We start from the raw sequence: 18283 nt of genomic DNA, 5'->3' as shown, positions 1-18283 counted from the left end.
CCATGCTGTTCGACACCGTGACGGACGCGATCGGCGCGACCCCGCTGGTCCGCCTGCGCCTCGGCGAGTCCCGCGGCGTGGAGGTCTACGCCAAGCTGGAACTGCAGAACCTCTTCGCCATGAAGGACCGCGTCGCCCGCAACATCCTCCTGGAGGCCCGGCGACTGGGCACCCTGAAGCCGGGCGACCCCGTCATCGAGAGCTCCTCGGGGACCATGGCCCTCGGCGTCGCCCTCGTCGGCCGCTCCCTGGGCCACGAGGTGCACATCGTCACCGACCCGCGGATCGACCCCGTCACCCTCGCCAAACTCCGCGCCCTGGGTTGCCGGGTGCACATCGTCGAGGCCATGACCAGCCACGGCTGGCAGAGCGCCCGCCTGGAGCGGCTCGCGGAACTGCAGGGCGAACTGCCCGGCGCCTTCTGGCCGCAGCAGTACACCAACCCCGACAACCCCGGCGCCTACCGCACCCTCGCCGGTGAACTCCTCGCGGATCTGGGGCGGTTCGACACCCTCGTCGGGGCCGTCGGCAGCGGCGGCTCCCTGTGCGGCACCGCCCGGGCGCTGCGCGAGAGCCTCCCCGCCCTGCACGTCGTGGGCGTCGACTGCGTGGGCAGCGCCCTCTTCGGCCAGCCCGACGTACCGCAGCGGCTGCAGAGCGGGCTGGGCAACAGCCTGCTGCCCAAGAACCTGGACCGCACCCTCGTCGACGAGGTGCACTGGCTCAACGACCACGAGGCCTTCGCCGCGACCTGGGACCTCGCCCGCGAGCAGCAGATCTTCGGCGGCAACACCTCGGGCTCCGTCTACCGGGTCCTCACCGGCCTCGCCGACCGCGCCGAACCCGGGAGCCGGATCGTCGGCATCCTGCCCGACCGCGGCGACCGCTACGCCGACACCGTCTACAACGACGAGCACTGGGACGCCCACCGGCTGCGCGAGGTGCCCACCGCCACCGCGCCGGCTCCGCTCGGCCCCGAGGGGACCGCCCGCACCTGGTCCACCCTCGCCTACAGCCCGCCGGCCGGGATCCTGCGGCACCTGCTGTTCGTGGAGTCCAACACCACCGGCACCGGCATGCTGGCCCTGGACCGGGCGCGCGAACTGGGCACCGTACCCGTCCTGCTGACCGCCGACCCCGACCGCTATCGGGGACTCGCGGAGACCGGCGCCGAGGTGGTGCGCTGCGACACCAACTCCGACGCCGCCCTGCGCGCCGCCGTCCAGGAGCGGTTCCGCCGCGAGGAGATCGCGGGCGTCACCACCACCAGTGACTTCTACGTACCGGCCGCGGCCCGGATCGCCCAGTGGCTGGGCCTGCCCGGCAACCCGCCCGACGCCGTGGCCGTCTGCCGCGACAAGGCCGCCCTGCGCGAGAGGTTGCGGACCGCGGGCGTCCGCCAGCCCCGGTACGCCCTCGTGCGCGAGCCGGCCGGGGCGGCGGAGGCCGTCGCCCGCACCGGACTGCCCTGCGTGGTCAAGCCGGCCGACGACTCGGGCTCCACCAACGTCCTGCTCTGCGTCGACGAGTCGGAGGTCCGCGCCCAGATCGAGAAGATCCTCGCGATCGACACCAACGTACGGGGCATGCCCACCGCCCGCACCGTCCTCGTCGAGGAATACCTGGACGCGCCGGAGTACAGCGTCGAGATGTTCAGCGGGGAGGGCCGGACCGTGTGCGTCGGCATCACCGCCAAGTCCGTCACGGCCACCCCGCACTTCGTCGAGCACCGTCACCTCTTCCCGGCCCCGCTCCCCGCAGCCACCGCCGAGCAGATCACCGAGACGGTGACGGCGGCCCTGGACGCGGCCGGGATCCGCCTGGGAGCCACCCACACCGAGGTCAAACTGACCGCCGACGGGCCCGCCCTCATCGAGATCAACCCACGCCCGGCCGGCGGCATGATCCCCGAACTGATCCGACTGGCCACCGGCGTGGACCTCCTCGGGGAACAGCTTCGCGCCGCCCTCGGCCGGCCCCCGCACCTCAAGGCCGAGGGTGCCGGCCACGCCGGGATCCAGTTCGTCCTCGCCGACGCCGACGGCACCCTCACGGCCGCACACGGCACCGGCGAGGCCGCCGCCGTCGAAGGGGTCGAGTCGGTGCTGGTCACCGCCGCCCCGGGCACGCCCGTACGCAAGCCCCGCAGCGCCTCCGACCGCCTCGGGCACGTGATCGCCCGCCATCCGGAGCCCGAGGGCGTGCACGCCGCCCTCGACGCGGCGCGCGCCCTGCTCCGCCTCGACATCGAGGCCGAAGCCCGCCCCTGATCCACCGTCGCACACCGTTCCACGAAGCGGCCGTACGACCGTACGGCCGCACCCGACCCGAAAGGCGAACCGCCATGAGCAACCCCTTCGAGAACGACAACGCCACCTACGTCGTGGTGCGCAACGACGAGCTCCAGCACTCGCTGTGGCCCGCGGCCAACCCCGTCCCGGCCGGCTGGACCGTGGTGCACGGCCCCGACGGCCGGCAGGCCTGCCTGGACCACGTCGAGCGGGTCTGGACCGACATGCGCCCCGCCTCCCTGGTGGCCGCCCTCGCCGGGAACGCGCCCCGTGGCTGAGCACGTCCACCCCACCGGACAGTCGGCCGACACCGGAAGCGACACCGACACGGGAGCCGACCCCGTACGGACCCTGCGCACCCTCTTCGCCGAGGTCCTCGGCCGTACCGAGGTCGACGCGGGCCAGAGCTTCACCGGGCTCGGCGGGGACAGCATCCAGGCGATCCAGGTCGTCAGCCGCGCCCGCGCGGCCGGCCTCGTCGTCAGCACCCGCGACGTGCTCCGCGCCGAGAGCGTGAGCGCGCTCGCCGCCACCGCCCGTGCCCACGGCCGGGCGGGGGAGAGCGCCGGCCCCGCCGTGCCCCCGCGCCGGCTGGGCCCGCTGACCCCCACCCCGATCATGGGCTGGCTCGCCGAACTCGGCGGTCCCGTCGACACGTACAACCAGTCGCTCGTCGTGCGCACCCCGCCGGGCTTCGGGGCGGCCGCCGCCCAACGCACCGTCCAGGCCCTCCTGGACACCCACGAGATGCTCCGTCTGCGGCTGCCCGACGGGATCGGGACCCGCGGCGCCGAACCGCTCGTGCCGCCCGCGGGCGCGGTCACCGCGGCGGACCTGATCGAGCACGTGGACGCGCGCGGGACGGGCGACGGGGAACTCCCCGCCCTGACCCGGGAACGGATGCGCGCGGCCCGTCGGCTGCTCTCGCCCCGCGACGGCCACATGCTGCGCGCCGTACTCCTGGACCGGGGCGCCGGGCAGCAGGGACGCCTCGCGCTCGTCGTCCACCACCTCGTGGTCGACGGCGTCTCGTGGCGGATCCTCCAGGACGACCTGCGGACCTGCGCGGCGGCCCTCGCCGAGGGCCGCGACCCCGTCCTGGAACCGGCGCACACCCCCTTCGCGCACTGGGCCGACCTGCTGCGCGCGGAGGCCACCTCCGGCCGCCGGACCACCGAGGCCGACCGCTGGGCCGACGCCCTGCGCGAGGCCTCGCAACCCCTCGCCGGGGTCCGCCCGCCCGGCGGCCTCGACCCCGAGAGCCCGGAGAACACCCTCACCCTGACCCTCGGGCCGGACGTGACGGGCCCCCTGCTCACCACCGCGCCCGGCCTCGTCAACGGCACCGTCAACGACGTCCTGCTGACCGCCCTCGCCCTCGCCGTGCTCGGCCGGCGCAGCGCCGACGGCGAGGACGGGGCGGACGAGGAGGGTGCCGTCCTCGTCGACGTCGAGGGCCACGGCCGGGAGGAGGTCGCCGACGGCACGGACCTGTCCCGCACCGTCGGTTGGTTCACCACCGTGTTCCCCGTCCGCCTCGCCCTCGGCCGACCCGACCTCGACGAGGCCCGCGCCGGCGGACCCGCCGTCGGCGCCGCCCTGCGCCTGGTCAAGGAGGAACTGCGCGCCGTACCGGACAAGGGCATCGGCTTCGGGCTGCTGCGCCACCTCAACTCCCGTACCGGGCCGGACCTCGCCGCACGCGGCATCCCCCAGATCGGCTTCAACTACCTCGGCCGGTTCCCGATGGGCGGCGACGCCCCCTGGGACGCCGCGCCCGGACACGCCTTCGCCCTCGACGACGCCGACGAAGGCCTGCCGATGGCCCACGCCGTGGAGGTCAACGCGGCCGCCCACGAGGGCCCGGACGGCCTCACCCTCAGCGCCACCTGGACCTGGGCGGGCAACGTCTTCCCGCGGAACCGGGTGCACGACCTCGCACAGGAGTGGTTCACCATGCTGCGCGCCGTCGTCACCCACGCCGCCCGCCCGGACGCCGGCGGGCTGACCCCCTCCGACGTCTCCCTCGCCCAGGTCAGCCAGGCCGACCTCGACACCTTCGAATCCCAGCTCGGAGCCCTGCTGTGATCCCTCTGTCCCACGCCCAGCAGCGGCTGTGGTTCCACGCCCGGGACGGCGCCGACGGCGCGCTGTACCACATCCCGATCGGGCTGCGGCTGCGCGGCGCCCTCGACCGCCCGGCCCTGCTCGGCGCGCTCGAGGACGTGACCGACCGCCACGAGGCGCTGCGCACCGTCTTCCCCGACGAGGCGGGCCGCCCCCACCAGCGGGTCCTGGACCCCGCGGACGCGGCACCGGTACTCACCGTCACCGTCACCGTCTGCCCGCTCGCCGAGCGCGACCGGCAGGCCGCGGAAGCCTCGTCCCGGCCCTTCGACCTCGCCGCCGAACCGCCCCTGCGCGCCCACCTGTTCACCGACGGGCAGGAGGACCACTACCTGCTCCTGGTCCTGCACCACATCGCGGGCGACGGCCACTCCGTGAACGTCCTCGTCCGAGACCTGGCCGCCGCCTACACCGCGCGGTGCTCCGGCCGCCCGCCCGAATGGCCCGAACTGGCCGTCCAGTACCCGGACTACGCCCTGTGGCAGCGCGAACTCCTCGGCCCGGCCCAGGACCCCGCCTCCCTGCACGCCCGGCTGCTCACCCACTGGGCGGCCGTCCTGGACGGCCTGCCCGAGGAACTGGCCCTGCCCGCCGACCGGCCGCGTCCGGCCGTGGCCGGACACCGGGGCGCACTGGTGGAGGCACGGACCGACGCCGCCGTCCACGCCGGACTGGCCGCGCTGGCCCAAGGCGCCCGCGCCACGCCGTTCATGGCCGTCCAGGCGGCCTTCGCGGTCCTGCTCACCCGCCTCGGCGCCGGCACCGACCTGCCGCTCGGCTGCCCCGTCGACGGCCGCGACGACGAAGCCCTCACCGACCTCGTGGGCCTCTTCGTCAACACCCTCATCGTGCGCGCCGACACCTCCGGCGACCCCGCCTTCACCGAGGTGCTGGGGCGGGTGCGGTCCGCCGCCCTGGAGACGTACGCCCACCAGGAACTGCCCTTCGAATCGCTGGTCGAACGCCTCAACCCGGCCCGCTCGCCCGCCCGTCACCCGCTCTTCCAGGTCGCCGTCTCCGCCCAGCGCGGCGAGCCGCAGGCTCCCGCCTTCGCGGGGCTGACCGCGCAGGTCGAGGCGGTCCGCACCGACACCGCCAAGTTCGACCTCACCCTGGAGGTCGAGGAGCTCCACGACCCGGCCACCGGTCGGCCCCGGGGCCTGGCCCTCGGCCTGGAGTACGCGAGCGACCTGTTCGACGAGGCGACGGCCCGGCGCCTGCTGGACCGCCTCGTGCACCTCATCGGCGCCGTCGTCCGCGAGCCCGACGTCCCGCTGTCCGCACTCGACGTCCTGCTGCCCGGGGAGCGTGCCGACCTGCTGGAGCACTGGCAGGGCGCCCCCGTCGCCCCCGACGCCCGCACCGTCCACGGGGCCTTCGAGGAGCGGGCCGCCGCCCACCCCGGCCGCCCCGCCGTGCTCTGCGCCGGCCGGGAGACGACGTACGGCGAACTCGACGCCCGGGCCGAGCGGATCGCCGGACGGCTGCGTGCCCTCGGCGTCCGACCGGGCGAGTCGGTCGCCGTACTGATGGACCGCTCCGCCGACCTCGTCGCCGCCTGTCTGGGCATCCTCAAGGCGGGCGCCGCCTACCTGCCGTTGGACGCGCGGGCCCCGCGCGCCCGTACCGAGGCCGTGATCACGGCGGCCGCGGCCGCCGTCCTCGTCACCGACCTCCCGGACGGCGAACCCGTACCGGCGGGTCCGCGTCACGTACTGCGCCCGGACGGGGCCGTTGCCGACGCGGCCGCGGACGCGGCGACGGCCGGTCCCCCCGGGCATCCCGACGCGCTCGCCTACCTGATGTACACCTCCGGCTCCACGGGCACCCCCAAGGGCGTGGCCGTCTCCCACCGCGAGGTCGTCGCCCTCGCCACCGACCGGCGCTGGCGCGGCGGCGCGCACGAGCGGGTCCTGTTCCGCTCCCCGCACGCCTTCGACGCCTCCACCTACGAACTGTGGGTGCCGCTCCTGAACGGCGGCCTGGTCGTCGTCGCGCCGCCCGGCGAGCTCGACGTCGACGCGCTGGCCCGGCTGATCACCGAGGAGGAGGTCACCGGAACCTTCCTCACCGCCACCCTCTTCAACGTCCTCGCCGACCGCTGCCTGCCCGCACTCGGCACCCTGCACGAGGTGATGACCGGGGGCGAGGCCGCCTCGCCGTCCATGGTCCGCCGGGTCCGCGAGGCCTGCCCCCGCACCACCGTCACCAACGCCTACGGCCCCACGGAGACCACCACCTTCGCCGCGACCTTCGCCGTCGGCCCGGACCAGGAGGCCCCCGACGGGCAGGTCCCCATCGGCCGTCCGCTCGACGGTACGCAACTGCACGTCCTGGACGAGCGGCTCGGCCTCGTGGCACCCGGCGTCATCGGCGAGCTCTACATCGCGGGCGCCGGGCTCGCCCAGGGCTACCTCGGCCGGGCGGCGCTGACCGCCGAACGCTTCGTCGCCTGCCCGTACGGCGCCCCGGGCGCCCGCATGTACCGCACCGGCGACCTGGCCCGCTGGAACACCGACGGCCAGGTCGAGTACCTCGGTCGCGCCGACCGGCAGGTCAAGATCCGCGGACTGCGCATCGAACCCGGTGAGATCGAGCACGCCCTGGCCGCGCACCCGGCAGTGGGCCAGGCCGCCGTCACCGTCGTGGACACGGCCGCCGGACCCGCGCTCGCGGGCTACGTGGTCCCCGCCGAAGGAACCCCCGCACCCGACCCGCGGGACCTGCGCGAACACCTGCGCGCCCGGCTCCCCGACTACATGGTGCCCGCCACCCTCACCCTGCTGGACGCCTTCCCCGTGACGGCCAACGGCAAGACCGACCTGACCGCCCTGCCCGCACCGGACCCGGCCACGGCCGGCACCGCCGGGGCCCATCAGGAACCGCGCACCGACGACGAGCGCGCCCTGTGCGCCATCTGGGAGCAGGTCCTCGGCCTGCCGCGGATCGGCGTCCACGACAGCTTCTTCGACCTCGGCGGGCACTCCCTGCTCGCCACCCGACTGCTCGCCGAGGTCTCGGCACGGTTCGGAGCCGCCGTCGGCATCCGGCAGTTCTTCGCCGGCCCCACCGTCGCCGAACTGGCCGCCGCCCTGCCCGCCGCCGCGGCCGCCGGTGCCACCGCGCAGGACCCGCCGATCGTCCGCCGGGCCCGCCGCACCCAGACCGCCTGACCACAGAAGGAACACCACCGTGAACCACCCGCCGTCCACCCCCGACCCGGCCGCCGCACCCGCCGCACCCGCCGCACGGTCCCTGGTCGAGGACGTCCTGCCGCTCTCCCCGCTCCAGGACGGCATCCTCTTCCACGCCCTCTTCGACGAGGACGAACACGACGTCTACGTGGCCCAACTGCTCCTGGACCTCGACGGCCCCCTCGACGCCGACCGACTGCGCGCCGCCGCCGACACCGTCCTGGAACGGCACGCCAACCTCCGCGCCGGCTTCCTGCGCCGCGCCACGGGCGAGCCCGCCCAGGTCGTCCAGCGCGGCGTACGGGCCCCCTGGCAGGAGACGGACCTCTCCGGACTCGGCACGGCCGAGCGCGCCGCCGCCGTCGACACCCTCCTCGCCGAGGACCGGGCCACCCGCTTCGACCTCGCCCGGCCGCCCCTGCTGCGCTTCACCCTCATCCGCACCGGTCCGCTGTCCCACCGGCTGCTGCTGACCTACCACCACATCCTGATGGACGGCTGGTCCTGGCCGGTCCTGGTGCGCGAACTCCTCGCCCTGCACCACGCCGACGACGCGCCCCTGGGCCCGGTCACCCCGTACTCCGCCTTCTTGGGCCGGCTCCACAGCCGCGACACGGCCGCCGCCCAGGACGCCTGGACCCGCGCCCTGGACGGCCTCGCGGGCGGGACCCGCACCGCGCCCGTGTCCCCGCCGCCCGGCTCGGTCCTGCCCGACCGCGTGGAGACGTACCTCCCCGAGTCCCTGACCGAACGGCTCGGCGCGCTCGCGCGCGGCCACCGGATCACCTCCGGAACCCTGCTCCAGGGCGCGTGGGCGCTCCTGCTCGGCCGGCAGATCCGCTCCGAGGACGTGGTCTTCGGCGCCATCGTCAGCGGCCGCGACCCCGAACTGCCCGGCGTCGCCGACATCGTGGGCCTGTGCATCAACACCGTGCCGGTCCGCGTGCGGATCGACCCCGCGGAGTCCCTCATCGCCCTGTTCGAACGGCTCCAGGACGAGCAGGCGCGCCTGATCGACCACCACCACCTGGGGCTCGTCGAGATCCAGCGGCTCGCCGGAGCGGGGGAGCTCTTCGACTCCTGCGTCGCCTTCCAGAACTTCCCGGTCGACGAAGCCGGCCTCGCCGCCCTCGGCGCGGGCGGGCTCCGGGTCACCGGAGTGGACCCGTACGACGCCGCCCACTACCCGCTCTCGCTGACCGCCATCCCCGGTGACCGCATGCGCCTGCAGATCGACTACCGGCCGGACGTGTTCGAACGGGACACCGCCCAGGCCCTGCTGGAACGGCTCGCCCGGCTCCTGGAAGCCGTCGTGGAGGACCCGTCGTGCCCGGTGGGCACCGTGGACCTGCTCTCGCCCGCCGAACGCCACCGCGTCCTGGTCGAATGGAACGACACCGCGCGCGACGAGCAGTACGCGGAGGTCGTCGCACGCGTACGGCGGCAGGCCGAGCGCCGGCCCGACGCCGTCGCCACCACCGACGAGGCCGGCCGCGAGCTGAGCTACGCGGCCCTCGTCGCCCGCGCCGACGCCCTCGCCCTGGCCCTCGTCGCCGACGGCGTGCGCCCCGGCGACCTCGTCGCGGTGCTGAGCGAGCCCACCGCCCGGGTCCCCGTCGCGATGCTCGGCATCCTCGGCGCCGGAGCGGCCTACGTCCCCCTCGACCCCGAGGGCCCCGTCACCCGTACCGCCGACCTCCTCGCGAGCGGCGGGATCGCCCGCCTGCTGGCCGCCCCCGAACAGCGCGCCCGCGCCGAGGAGATCGCCGCCGCCGTCCCCGGCGGCCTCCCCGTCCTGGTCATCGACGACGCGGCGGCCACCGCCCCGGGCGAGCGGCCGGCCGCGGCCGGCGGACCCGACGCCCTCGCCTACGTCTGCTTCACCTCCGGCTCCACCGGCAAGCCCAAGGGCGCCATGGTCCACCGCCGGGGCATGAACAACCACCTCCTGGCCAAGGTCGAGGACCTCGGCCTCGGCGACGGCGACCGCGTCGTGATGAACGCCCCGCTCACCTTCGACATCTCCGTGTGGCAGATGCTCGCCCCGCTGATCACCGGCGGACAGGTCCACCTGGTCACCCGCGACACCGCCCGCGACCCGGCCGCCCTCTTCGACGACGCCGCCCGCCGCGGGATCACCGTGCTGGAGACCGTGCCCTCCTTCGTCCGCGCCGCCGTGGACCTCTGGGACACCGGCGTGCTGCCGCCGGCCCTGCCCGAGCTGCGTTGGTTCATCGTCAACGGCGAGGTGCTGCCGCCCGAACTGTGCACCCGCTGGTACGCGCGCCACCCGAAGGCCGCGATCGTCAACGCCTACGGCCTGACCGAGTGCTCCGACGACAACACCCACGCCTTCATCGGCCCCGACGTGCACGCCCAGCTGGAGCACGGCCGGCTTCCCGTCGGCCGTCCGCTGCGCAACAACACCCTCTACCTGCTGGACGCCGCGCTCGCCCCCGTACCGCCCGGCGTGCCCGGCGAACTCTTCATCGGCGGGACCGGCGTGGGCCCCGGGTACCTGCGCGACCCGCGCCGCTCCAGCGAGCGCTACGTCCCCGACCCGTTCTCCGCCGTCCCCGGCAGCCGCATGTACCGCACCGGCGACCTCGCCCGGATGCGGGCCGACGGCCAGCTCGACTTCCTGGGCCGCCAGGACCACCAGGTCAAGGTCCGCGGCAACCGCATCGAACTGGGCGAGGTGGAGACCGCGTTGCGCGCCGTACCGGGCGTCGGCGAGGCCGTCGTCGCCGTCGACCGCGACCACGCGGGCCAGCAGCGACTCGTCTGCTACTTCACCGGCACCCCGACCGCCGAGGAGGTCCGTACCGAACTGGGCCGGAACCTGCCCAACTACATGGTCCCGTCGCTGTTCCTGCACCTGCCGCGGTTCCCGCTCACCGTCAACGGCAAGCTGGACCGCAAGGCGCTCCCCGACCCGGGCACCGTGCACCGGCCGGCCGGCCGGCTGCCGGACACGCCCGCCGAAAAGGCGGTCTGCGAGATCTTCGCGTCCGTCCTCGGCCTCCAGGAGGCCGGCATGGACGACGACTTCTTCGCCCACGGCGGCCACTCGCTGCTCGCCACCCGGCTCGCCGGCCGCATCGGCACGGAGCTGGGCGTACGACTGGGCATCCGCGACCTCTTCGAGACGCCCACCCCGGCGGGCATCGCCGCCCGCCTGGCCGAGGCCGCCACCGCACCCGCCCGCCCCGCGCTGCGCCCCCGCTCCCGCTCCCGTGATCAGGGCTGACCAGGCGTGACCGGTTGACCAGGCGTGACCGCGCGGCCAGGCGCCTGCGGGCCCCTGGCCGCGCGGTCACCAACCGCACCCTCCCCGCGAAGACCCCGCCCGCACCCCCAGGAGAAACCACCACCATGAGCCCCACCGACACCACCCCCGTGCCTCAGCGCATCGCGCACCGGGCCGGGCTCACGCCCGAGGCCACCGCGGTCCGCGCACCCGAAGGGGAGCTGACGTACCGGCAGTTCGACCGGCGGGCGCGCGCGGTGGCCGAGGAACTGCTCGCCGCCGGCGCCGGGCCGGAGGACACCGTGCTCCTGGGGGTGCGCCGGGGCGTCCACTGGGCGGTGGGGCTGCTGGGGATCTGGTACGCGGGCGCGGCCCCTCTCCTGGTGGACCTCGACGCCCCCGACGAGCGGCTGCGCACCCTGCTGCGAGCGGCGGGGACCCGGCACGCGGTCGCGCAGGACACCCACGCGGCGGCGATGCTGCAACGCCGCACCGGGAGCGAGCTGTTCTGGGCCTCCACCTCGACCGCGGCCCCCGCGTCGCAGGCCCGGCCCGCCGACGTCGCCGCCGGCTCCCTCGCCTACGTCCTCTTCACCTCCGGCTCCACCGGGCAGCCCAAGCCCGTGGCGGTCGGCCACGCCGGACTCGCGGCACAGGTCGCCACCCTGGCCGAACGCTACGGGCTGACCGCCGAAGACGCGGTCCTGCAGTTCGCGGCCCCCGCCTTCGACGTCAGCCTGGAAGAGGCCCTGCCCACCTGGTGCACGGGCGGCACGGCCGTCTTCGTCAAGGACAACGTCCTCTCGCCCGCCGAACTGGAGCCGTTCCTCGACCAGGAGCGGATCAGCGTCGTCAACCTGCCCACCCCGTACTGGTCGCAGTGGGCCAAGGACCTGGAGCGCTCCCCGCGGCCGCTGCCGTCCGCACTGCGTCGCGTGGTCATCGGCAGCGACGCGGGCCGCACCGCGGACCTGGCACGCTGGACGGCCGCCGGCCGTCCCCCGGTGATCAGCTGCTACGGCCTCACCGAGTCCACCATCACCGCCACCTCCTACGAGCCGGGACCGGCCGAACTGGCCGCCTTCGCGGGTGACGAGCTGATCCCGCTCGGCGAACCGCTGGCGGGCGTACGCGCCTACGTCCTCGACGAGGACCTGCGCGAGGCACCCCCCGGCGCCGCGGGCGAGCTGTACCTGGCGGGTTCCTGCCTGGCGCGCGGTTACCACGGTCGGCCGGGCCTGACCTCCGAGCGGTTCGTCGCCGACCCCTTCGCCGAAACCCCCGGCGAGCGCATGTACCGCACGGGCGACCGCGTCACCCGCGCGCCCGGAGGCCCGATCGTCTTCCTCGGGCGCGCCGACGACCAGGTCAAGATCCGCGGCCACCGGGTCGAACTCAAGGAGGTGGAGGCGGCCGTGGCCGACCACCCCGACGTCGTCGACGTGGTCGCCCGCGCCACCCGGGGGGCCGACGGCCCGCAACTGGCCGCCTGGGCCGCCGTCACCCCCGGCAGCCCCCTCACCCCGGACGCCCTGCGCCGTCACCTCCTGGCCAAGGTGCCCGGGTACCTCGTACCGGCCGTGGTCACCCTGATGGACAGGCTGCCGCGGACCCCGGGCGGCAAGCTCGACCCCAGGGCGCTCCCCGCGCCCGACCCCCGATGAACCAGCAGCCCGCGGACCAGGTCCGCGACCAGACAAGGAACGCAACCGTGTCCGTCACCACCGAAGAGTCCGCCGAGCCGACAGGGTCCGCCGAATCCGCGGGGCCCACCGAGTCCGTTCAGGCCGTGCAGCGCCGGCGGCGCAGGGACTTCCGGCTCTTCATGTCCTCGCACATCTGCAACGAGCTGGGCGGCAGCATCACCTACGTGGCCCTGCCGCTGATGGCGGTGCTCACCCTCGACGCCTCGGCGTGGCAGGCCGGTCTGCTGGCCGCCGCGGAACACGCGGCGTTCCTGCTGCTGGGACTGCCCGCCGGGGCCTGGGTGGACCGGATGCGCAAGCGCCGCGTGATGATGGCCGCCGATCTGGCGCGCACCGTCCTGCTGACGGCGCTGCCGGTGGCCTACCTGCTGGACCTGCACTCGATGCAGCTGCTGTACGCGGTCGCCCTGCTGCTCGGCTGCGCCCGGCTCTTCGGTGACGTGGCCGATCAGAGCTACTTGCCGACCCTCATCGGCAAGGACACCCTGATCGCGGGGAACTCGAAGCTGGAGACCGTGCGTTCGGGAGCCGAGTTCGCCGGCCCCGGCATCGCCGGCTTCCTGGTGCAACTGCTGGGCGCGGCCGGGACGCTGGCCGGGCAGGCGGTCACCTCGCTGGTGTCCGTGGTCCTGCTGGGGCGGATCGGGGCCCGGGAGGAGAAGCCGGAGCCCGCCCCGCGCCGGCACCTGCTCCGTGACATCCGGGAGGGGCTGGGCTACGTGCTGAGCCACCGGATCCTGCGGCTCATCGCCCTGAACACGGCTGTCGTGAACCTGTTCCTCAGCGCGGTGATGGCCATCGAGGTGCTCTTCCTGACCCGGACGGTGGGGCTGCCGCCCGCGACCCTCGGCTGGGTGCTGACGACGGCCACGATCGGCTCGGTGATCGCGGCCACCGCCGCGGACCGGGTGACCCGGGCCGTCGGCGCGGCCCGGCTCACGTGGCTGTCCCTGTTGGTGACCATGCCCTTCGGACTGCTGCTCCCGCTCGCCGAAGACGACTGGCGGATCGGCCTGTTCGTGCTCGGGTCACTGGTCCAGTCGGCCGGCGTCACCCTGTACAACATCTGCCAGGTCACCTACCGGCAGACGGTCTGCCCGCCGCACCTGCTCGGTCGGATGACCGCCACCATGCGCTTCCTGGTGTGGGGCGTGCTGCCCCTGAGCGGCCTGCTGGCGGGACTCCTCGGCGAACTGCTGGGCGTGCGGAACGCGCTGTGGCTGTGCGCCGCCGCCCTGTCTGCGGCCCCGCTGGTCCTGCTCTGCTCCCCGTTGCGGCGGATGCGCGAGTTCGAGGACGACGCCCCGGAGGCCGGGGCCGGGGCCGCGCGGCCTGCTCAGTAACCCAGCCGGAAGGCGATGTGGGTGAGCTGGGTCCGGTTCACCGCGCCGGTCTTGCTGCGCAGCCGACGCAGGTAGGTGTCGACCGTGTGCGGGCTCAGCCCCATCCGGCAGGCGATCATCCGGTACGTGTCCCCCTGCGCGAGGTAGGCGAGCACCTCCCGCTCGCGGGGGGTCAGGGCGGGCAGCTCCGGTGCGCGGGCGGTGAGCGTGGTGTGCAGCATGGTGGGGCTCCGGATTCCGGATCGAAGGTGGTGGGGAGTGGCGAGCAGCGGGGCTCGACGCCCCGGTGACGGTGCGATCACATTGGGTGTGATCGCACCGTTTCGGACGTCCGGAGTCCGAAGTGGCCGGACACCCGCTGCTGTTCGTCGGGTACAGCCTTTCGCCCTGCATATCCTGGCGCCAGGGGGCGGGCACCTCACCAAAGTGCCTGGCAGTAAAGCGACCAGGGGCAAAAAGGGCAAAGTGGGGCAATGCAAACATCTGACGTGGAGCCGGATCCGAACAGCGCTGATGTTGACATCGATGTCTACGGCTGGGTGCTCGAACACCGCACGGTGGACGTGGACGCGGTGGCAGCCGGTACCGGGCACGACGCGGACGGGGTCCGGCGCAGCGTGGCACGCCTGCGCGCCTCACGCCTGCTGCACGTGAGCCCGATCGATCCGGCGGTGGCCTTCGCGGTGGCTCCGGACACGGCCGCCGAGCAGCTCGTCGCGCCCCTGGAGGCGCAGATCCGCGAGCAGCAGCGGGAGATCAGCGGGATCCGCGAGGACCTGGGGCGCTTCCTGCCCCACTATCTGGGCCGCCGCTCCACGGGGGAGTCGCTGGAGGTCCTGGAGAGCCTGGAGGACGTGCGCGGGGCGCTCAACCGGGCCTCCCTCAACTGCACGACCGAGATGATCAGCTCGCAGCCCGGGGGCGGCAGCAGGGTGCCGGAGGCGATGCAGGAGGCGCTGCGGCGGGACGAGACGATGCTCGAACGGGGGATCTCGATCCGGACCCTCTACCACCACACGGCCCGCTTCAACGGGCCGAGCCAGGCCTACGTCGCCGCCACCTCCGTACTGGGGGCGCAGTACCGCACCGCGCACGAACTGTTCGGCCGGCTCATCGCCTTCGACCGGGAACTGGCCTTCATACCCGTCTCGGACGGCAGTTGGGGCGCCGTGGTCATACGCGAGCCCTCGACCGTCGCGTACCTGTGCGACATCTTCGACCAGACCTGGGACCTGGCCTCCCCCTTCTCGGCCGCGGCGGGCCAGGGGCTCGAAGAGGTGGCCCGCGAGATCCACGAGACCATCATCCGGCTGCTCGCGGCCGGACTGAAGGACGAGGCCATAGCGCGGCGCCTGGGCATGTCGCTGCGCACCGCGCGGCGCCACATCGCCGACATCATGCAGGAGTTGGGTGCGGGCAGCCGTTTCCAGGCCGGTGTGGCCGCCGCCGCGCGCGGCCTGCTGGACCTGGAAGCGGATGTGGACGGTGAGCCCGTACAGCCCTCCTGACCTGGTTTGTCACGCGTTCTCGTGTCTGTCGCGAGCGGCCGGCGTGTCGCATGCTGCTGAGATGGGAGCTGCGGAGCAGCCGAACAAGAGGGGCACGTGATGGACATGCCGGATGAAGTCTGCGAACGGGAGGCCCCGCACGTGCGGGAGATCGTCCTGTTCCTCTCGGTCCACCTGGACCGGGCGCCGGGTGTGCTGTGGCCCGAGTACGACAACCCGGCGTTCGGCGACGTCGATGACGTCGATGACGTCGACGAAGCGGATGAAGCCGACGGCACCCGTGTCGTCGGCGGCGCCGGAGCGGGTCCGGCGGGTGGCGGGGTGCGCCCGGCGCAGGTGGACCGGTTCACCGCCGAACTGGCTTCCCTGACGGGCCTGTCGGTCCGCTTGGACCGGGTGGAGACGGCCGGGTCCGCCCCGGGCGTCGGGGTGGACTCCGTCTGGACCGGACAGCCAGGAGACCGGGAGCACCTGCTGATCCACCAGATCGCCGGCGCCGTGACCTGGCAGCTGACCGGAACCGGAGAGAGCGGCCGGCCGGAGTCGTTCCAGTGCCGGCTGCTGCCCGGCGAGCTGCTGTACGTACCGGCCCGGTGGTCGCGCAGGTGCGTCGGTGCACCGGAGGCGCAGTACGCCGTCATCTCCCTCAACGGTGCGGGTGACTGACGGCTCGTCGTACGAAAGGGGGGAGGGAGGATCGCGCCGCGATCCTCCCTCCCCCCTTTCGTTTCGTCGGCCCTAGGGGCCGGGGTGATCAGCCGCCCCAGGAGCTGTCGTTCGTGTCGCGCAGCCGGCCGTTCGTCGTGGCGCCGACGGTCACCACGTGGCCGCTGGGCGTGACGATCTGGTGCGGCGCCTGGGGGGTGGTCGTGCTGCCCTCGCCCCCGGTGGTGGTCGTCACGGTGGTCGCGTCCGTGGTGTCGTCGGCGGCCTGGGCGGCGCCGGCGGGCAGCAGCAGAGCGGCCGCGGTCACGGACAGGGCGATGACGTAACGCTTGAGCATGGGATCCCCAGGAGTACGAGCGGTCTGGTCCCGGCGCGAACCACTTCGTGGGCCGTCTGCGCCGGTCGGTGCATGACCAACCTTGCCGTGCCCCGGGCCCTTCGGTGATCGATCAGACTGTTCATCAAGCTGCATGACGCGATGGTGAGGGGCCGCAAAACCTCCCATGTCTCACCTATTCGGTCAGGATTCCTGCCCCTACGGCGGCCGGCGGGCCCACCTCGCGCCCGAGCGGCGCCTCCGCGGCCTCCGCGGGGCCTCGGGTGTCGAGCTCCCGCCACACCGGGAAGACCAGCGGCGCGAGCGTGACCGCGAGGTACAGCGCCCCCGTGCCCAGCAGCGCCGCCACCAGCCCCCGGGCGTCCAGGGCCAGCCCCGCGCCGAGCATCCCGAGCGGGGTCGCCGCCAGCGCGGCGGCCACCAGCAGACCGAACACCCGCCCGCGGACCTCCTCGGGCACCCGCTCGTAGGCGACCGACATCATCAGCGGACCCACGACCCCCGATCCGATGCCGGACAGGGCCAGTACCGTCAGCAGCACCGGCACCGGGGGCTCGGCGGCCAGCGCGGCACACCGCACCGCCCCCACGAGGACGAAGGCCCCGACGAAGACCGCGCGCCGTGGCATCCGGTGGCCCGCCCAGCCGTACAGGGTCGCCCCGAGCAGCGCTCCGGCGCCCATGGCGGTCACCATCGCCCCGAACAGGGCGCTGCTGCGCAGCACCTGGGTCCCGTACGCCGGATAGAGCACGCCGTTCAGCGCCCCGTCCAGGGCGTTGGTCACCATCAGGACCCCCACCATCGCCCCCAGGAGCCGGTCCCGGCGCAACTGCCCCAGCCCGAAGCGCAGTTCCCGGGCGTAGGAACCGAGCGACGGTACGCCGCCGGCCGCGCGGGCGCGGGCCGACGCCGGCACCGAGACCGCCACGAGGAGGGCGACCAGCACCATCGCCGCCACGTCCGCGTACAAGGTGCGCACGGGGCCGACCGTCGCGATGAGCAGACCGGCCAGCGGCGCCCCCGCCATCATGCCGATCCGGCGGGCTCCCTCGACGGCTCCCGTGGCCCGCTCCGCCGTGACCCCCGCACCTGCCATCGCCCCCGGCAGGAGCAATTGCTTGGAGGTGTCGGAAGGCCCGCGCGCGGCCCCCATCAGGAAGACCAGGACGATCAGGACGGGCAGGGGCAGGGCGTCCCAGGCGTGCAGGAGGGGGATCAGGCTGATCGCCGCGGCCGTCGACAGGTCCGCTCCGATGCTCGTCGCGCGCACGGGCAGCCGGTCGACCACCGGACCCGCGAACACGGCGGAACAGAGCAGGCCCAGCACTTCGGCGGTGGCGACGAGCCCCGTCCGGGTGCCGCTGCCGGTGCTGTGCAGGACGAACCAGGGCACGGCGACCAGGGTCGCCGCCATGCCGAGCGAGGAGATCCCGGAGGCGGCCACCAGGGCGGCCAGCGGGGTGCGGCGGCGCGGTGACGCGGAGCCGCCGGGGTACGAGCTGGTCATACGGGGTTCCTTCCGGCACCGCCGCGCCGCCCGGCAGCCCGCGGTGGGGTCTGCCGGGCGGCGTGGTGCCCGGGGGTCGTCGGGTCAGCCGGCCATGCTCACGCGGAGGCTGAGCGGGCGCATGTCGCTCCACACCTGCTCGATGTGCGCGAGGCACTCCTCCTTGGTGCCGCGCACGCGCTGGTCGTGCCAGCCGAGCGGGACGGGCCGGCCGGCCTCCCAGAGGGAGTACTGCTCCTCGTCGTTGGCGACGACCAGGTACTGCTGCGGGGACGACTCGTTCATGGTGTTCTCCTCGAGGGATCGGGAATGCGGAAGGGCCTTCGGGGTACGGCGCTTCGGGTGGGTCGGGTG

Annotated in this window: 13 protein-coding genes; 9 read left to right on the top strand and 4 right to left on the bottom strand. The window is 74.3% G+C overall.

What is annotated here, in order from left to right; translation table 11 throughout:
• Positions 1-2 precede the first annotated feature (2 nt).
• From ACFYZL_RS06365 to ACFYZL_RS06335, 7 genes are all read left to right on the top strand, one after another.
• The gene (locus ACFYZL_RS06365) at positions 3-2270 is read left to right on the top strand and encodes a pyridoxal-phosphate dependent enzyme (protein WP_384749947.1); all 2268 of its coding nucleotides are present in this window, start codon (positions 3-5) and stop codon (positions 2268-2270) included.
• A 74-nt stretch (positions 2271-2344) separates the two neighbouring features.
• On the top strand, positions 2345-2569 hold the full coding sequence (locus ACFYZL_RS06360; protein ID WP_189741799.1) for an MbtH family protein: 225 nt from the start codon (positions 2345-2347) through the stop codon (positions 2567-2569).
• Positions 2562-4379: a condensation domain-containing protein gene (locus ACFYZL_RS06355; protein ID WP_384749950.1), complete on the top strand. Its 1818-nt coding sequence runs from the start codon at positions 2562-2564 to the stop codon at positions 4377-4379. Before ACFYZL_RS06360 ends, ACFYZL_RS06355 begins: the two co-directional genes overlap by 8 nt.
• Positions 4376-7591, top strand: a complete 3216-nt coding sequence (locus ACFYZL_RS06350) for an amino acid adenylation domain-containing protein (RefSeq protein ID WP_388676557.1) — start codon at positions 4376-4378, stop codon at positions 7589-7591. The genes ACFYZL_RS06355 and ACFYZL_RS06350 overlap by 4 nt, the downstream gene beginning before the upstream one ends.
• 19 nt (positions 7592-7610) lie before the next feature.
• Positions 7611-10862 carry an amino acid adenylation domain-containing protein gene (locus ACFYZL_RS06345; RefSeq protein ID WP_388676554.1) on the top strand — a complete coding sequence of 1084 codons (3252 nt, stop codon included), beginning with the start codon at positions 7611-7613 and terminating at the stop codon, positions 10860-10862.
• A 125-nt stretch (positions 10863-10987) separates the two neighbouring features.
• Positions 10988-12526 carry an amino acid adenylation domain-containing protein gene (locus tag ACFYZL_RS06340; protein ID WP_388676551.1) on the top strand — a complete coding sequence of 513 codons (1539 nt, stop codon included), beginning with the start codon at positions 10988-10990 and terminating at the stop codon, positions 12524-12526.
• Positions 12527-12573: 47 nt separating this feature from the next.
• On the top strand, positions 12574-13911 hold the full coding sequence (locus ACFYZL_RS06335; protein WP_388676548.1) for an MFS transporter: 1338 nt from the start codon (positions 12574-12576) through the stop codon (positions 13909-13911).
• Here ACFYZL_RS06335 and ACFYZL_RS06330 read toward each other — a convergent pair.
• The gene (locus ACFYZL_RS06330; protein ID WP_384749964.1) at positions 13905-14132 is read right to left on the bottom strand and encodes a response regulator transcription factor; all 228 of its coding nucleotides are present in this window, start codon (positions 14130-14132) and stop codon (positions 13905-13907) included. The genes ACFYZL_RS06335 and ACFYZL_RS06330 overlap by 7 nt on opposite strands.
• A 252-nt stretch (positions 14133-14384) precedes the next feature.
• Between ACFYZL_RS06330 and ACFYZL_RS06325 the strand changes: the two genes are divergently transcribed.
• Together ACFYZL_RS06325 and ACFYZL_RS06320 are read left to right on the top strand one after the other, a co-directional pair.
• Positions 14385-15419, top strand: a complete 1035-nt coding sequence (locus ACFYZL_RS06325; RefSeq protein ID WP_384749967.1) for a LuxR C-terminal-related transcriptional regulator — start codon at positions 14385-14387, stop codon at positions 15417-15419.
• Between the two features lie 99 nt (positions 15420-15518).
• Positions 15519-16085, top strand: a complete 567-nt coding sequence (locus tag ACFYZL_RS06320; RefSeq protein WP_388676544.1) for a hypothetical protein — start codon at positions 15519-15521, stop codon at positions 16083-16085.
• An 88-nt stretch (positions 16086-16173) separates the two neighbouring features.
• Here ACFYZL_RS06320 and ACFYZL_RS06315 read toward each other — a convergent pair whose 3' ends face one another.
• The 3 genes from ACFYZL_RS06315 to ACFYZL_RS06305 all read right to left on the bottom strand — a co-directional run bounded on the left by ACFYZL_RS06315 (position 16174) and on the right by ACFYZL_RS06305 (position 18214).
• Positions 16174-16422 (bottom strand): hypothetical protein, encoded by a 249-nt coding sequence (locus ACFYZL_RS06315; RefSeq protein ID WP_384757785.1) that lies wholly within the window; start codon positions 16420-16422, stop codon positions 16174-16176.
• A 175-nt stretch (positions 16423-16597) separates the two neighbouring features.
• Positions 16598-17929, bottom strand: coding sequence for an MFS transporter (locus tag ACFYZL_RS06310; protein WP_384757783.1), 1332 nt, complete (start codon positions 17927-17929; stop codon positions 16598-16600).
• 84 nt (positions 17930-18013) lie between these two features.
• A complete protein-coding gene (locus ACFYZL_RS06305) occupies positions 18014-18214 on the bottom strand; it encodes an MbtH family protein (protein ID WP_388676540.1) in 201 nt (66 codons plus the stop codon).
• Positions 18215-18283 lie beyond the last annotated feature (69 nt).

This window comes from Streptomyces sp. NPDC001717 (assembly GCF_042892775.1).
Classification (GTDB): Bacteria; Actinomycetota; Actinomycetes; order Streptomycetales; family Streptomycetaceae; genus Streptomyces.
Note: the sequence above shows the minus strand (reverse complement) of the source record. Positions and strands in the feature narration are given on the sequence as shown.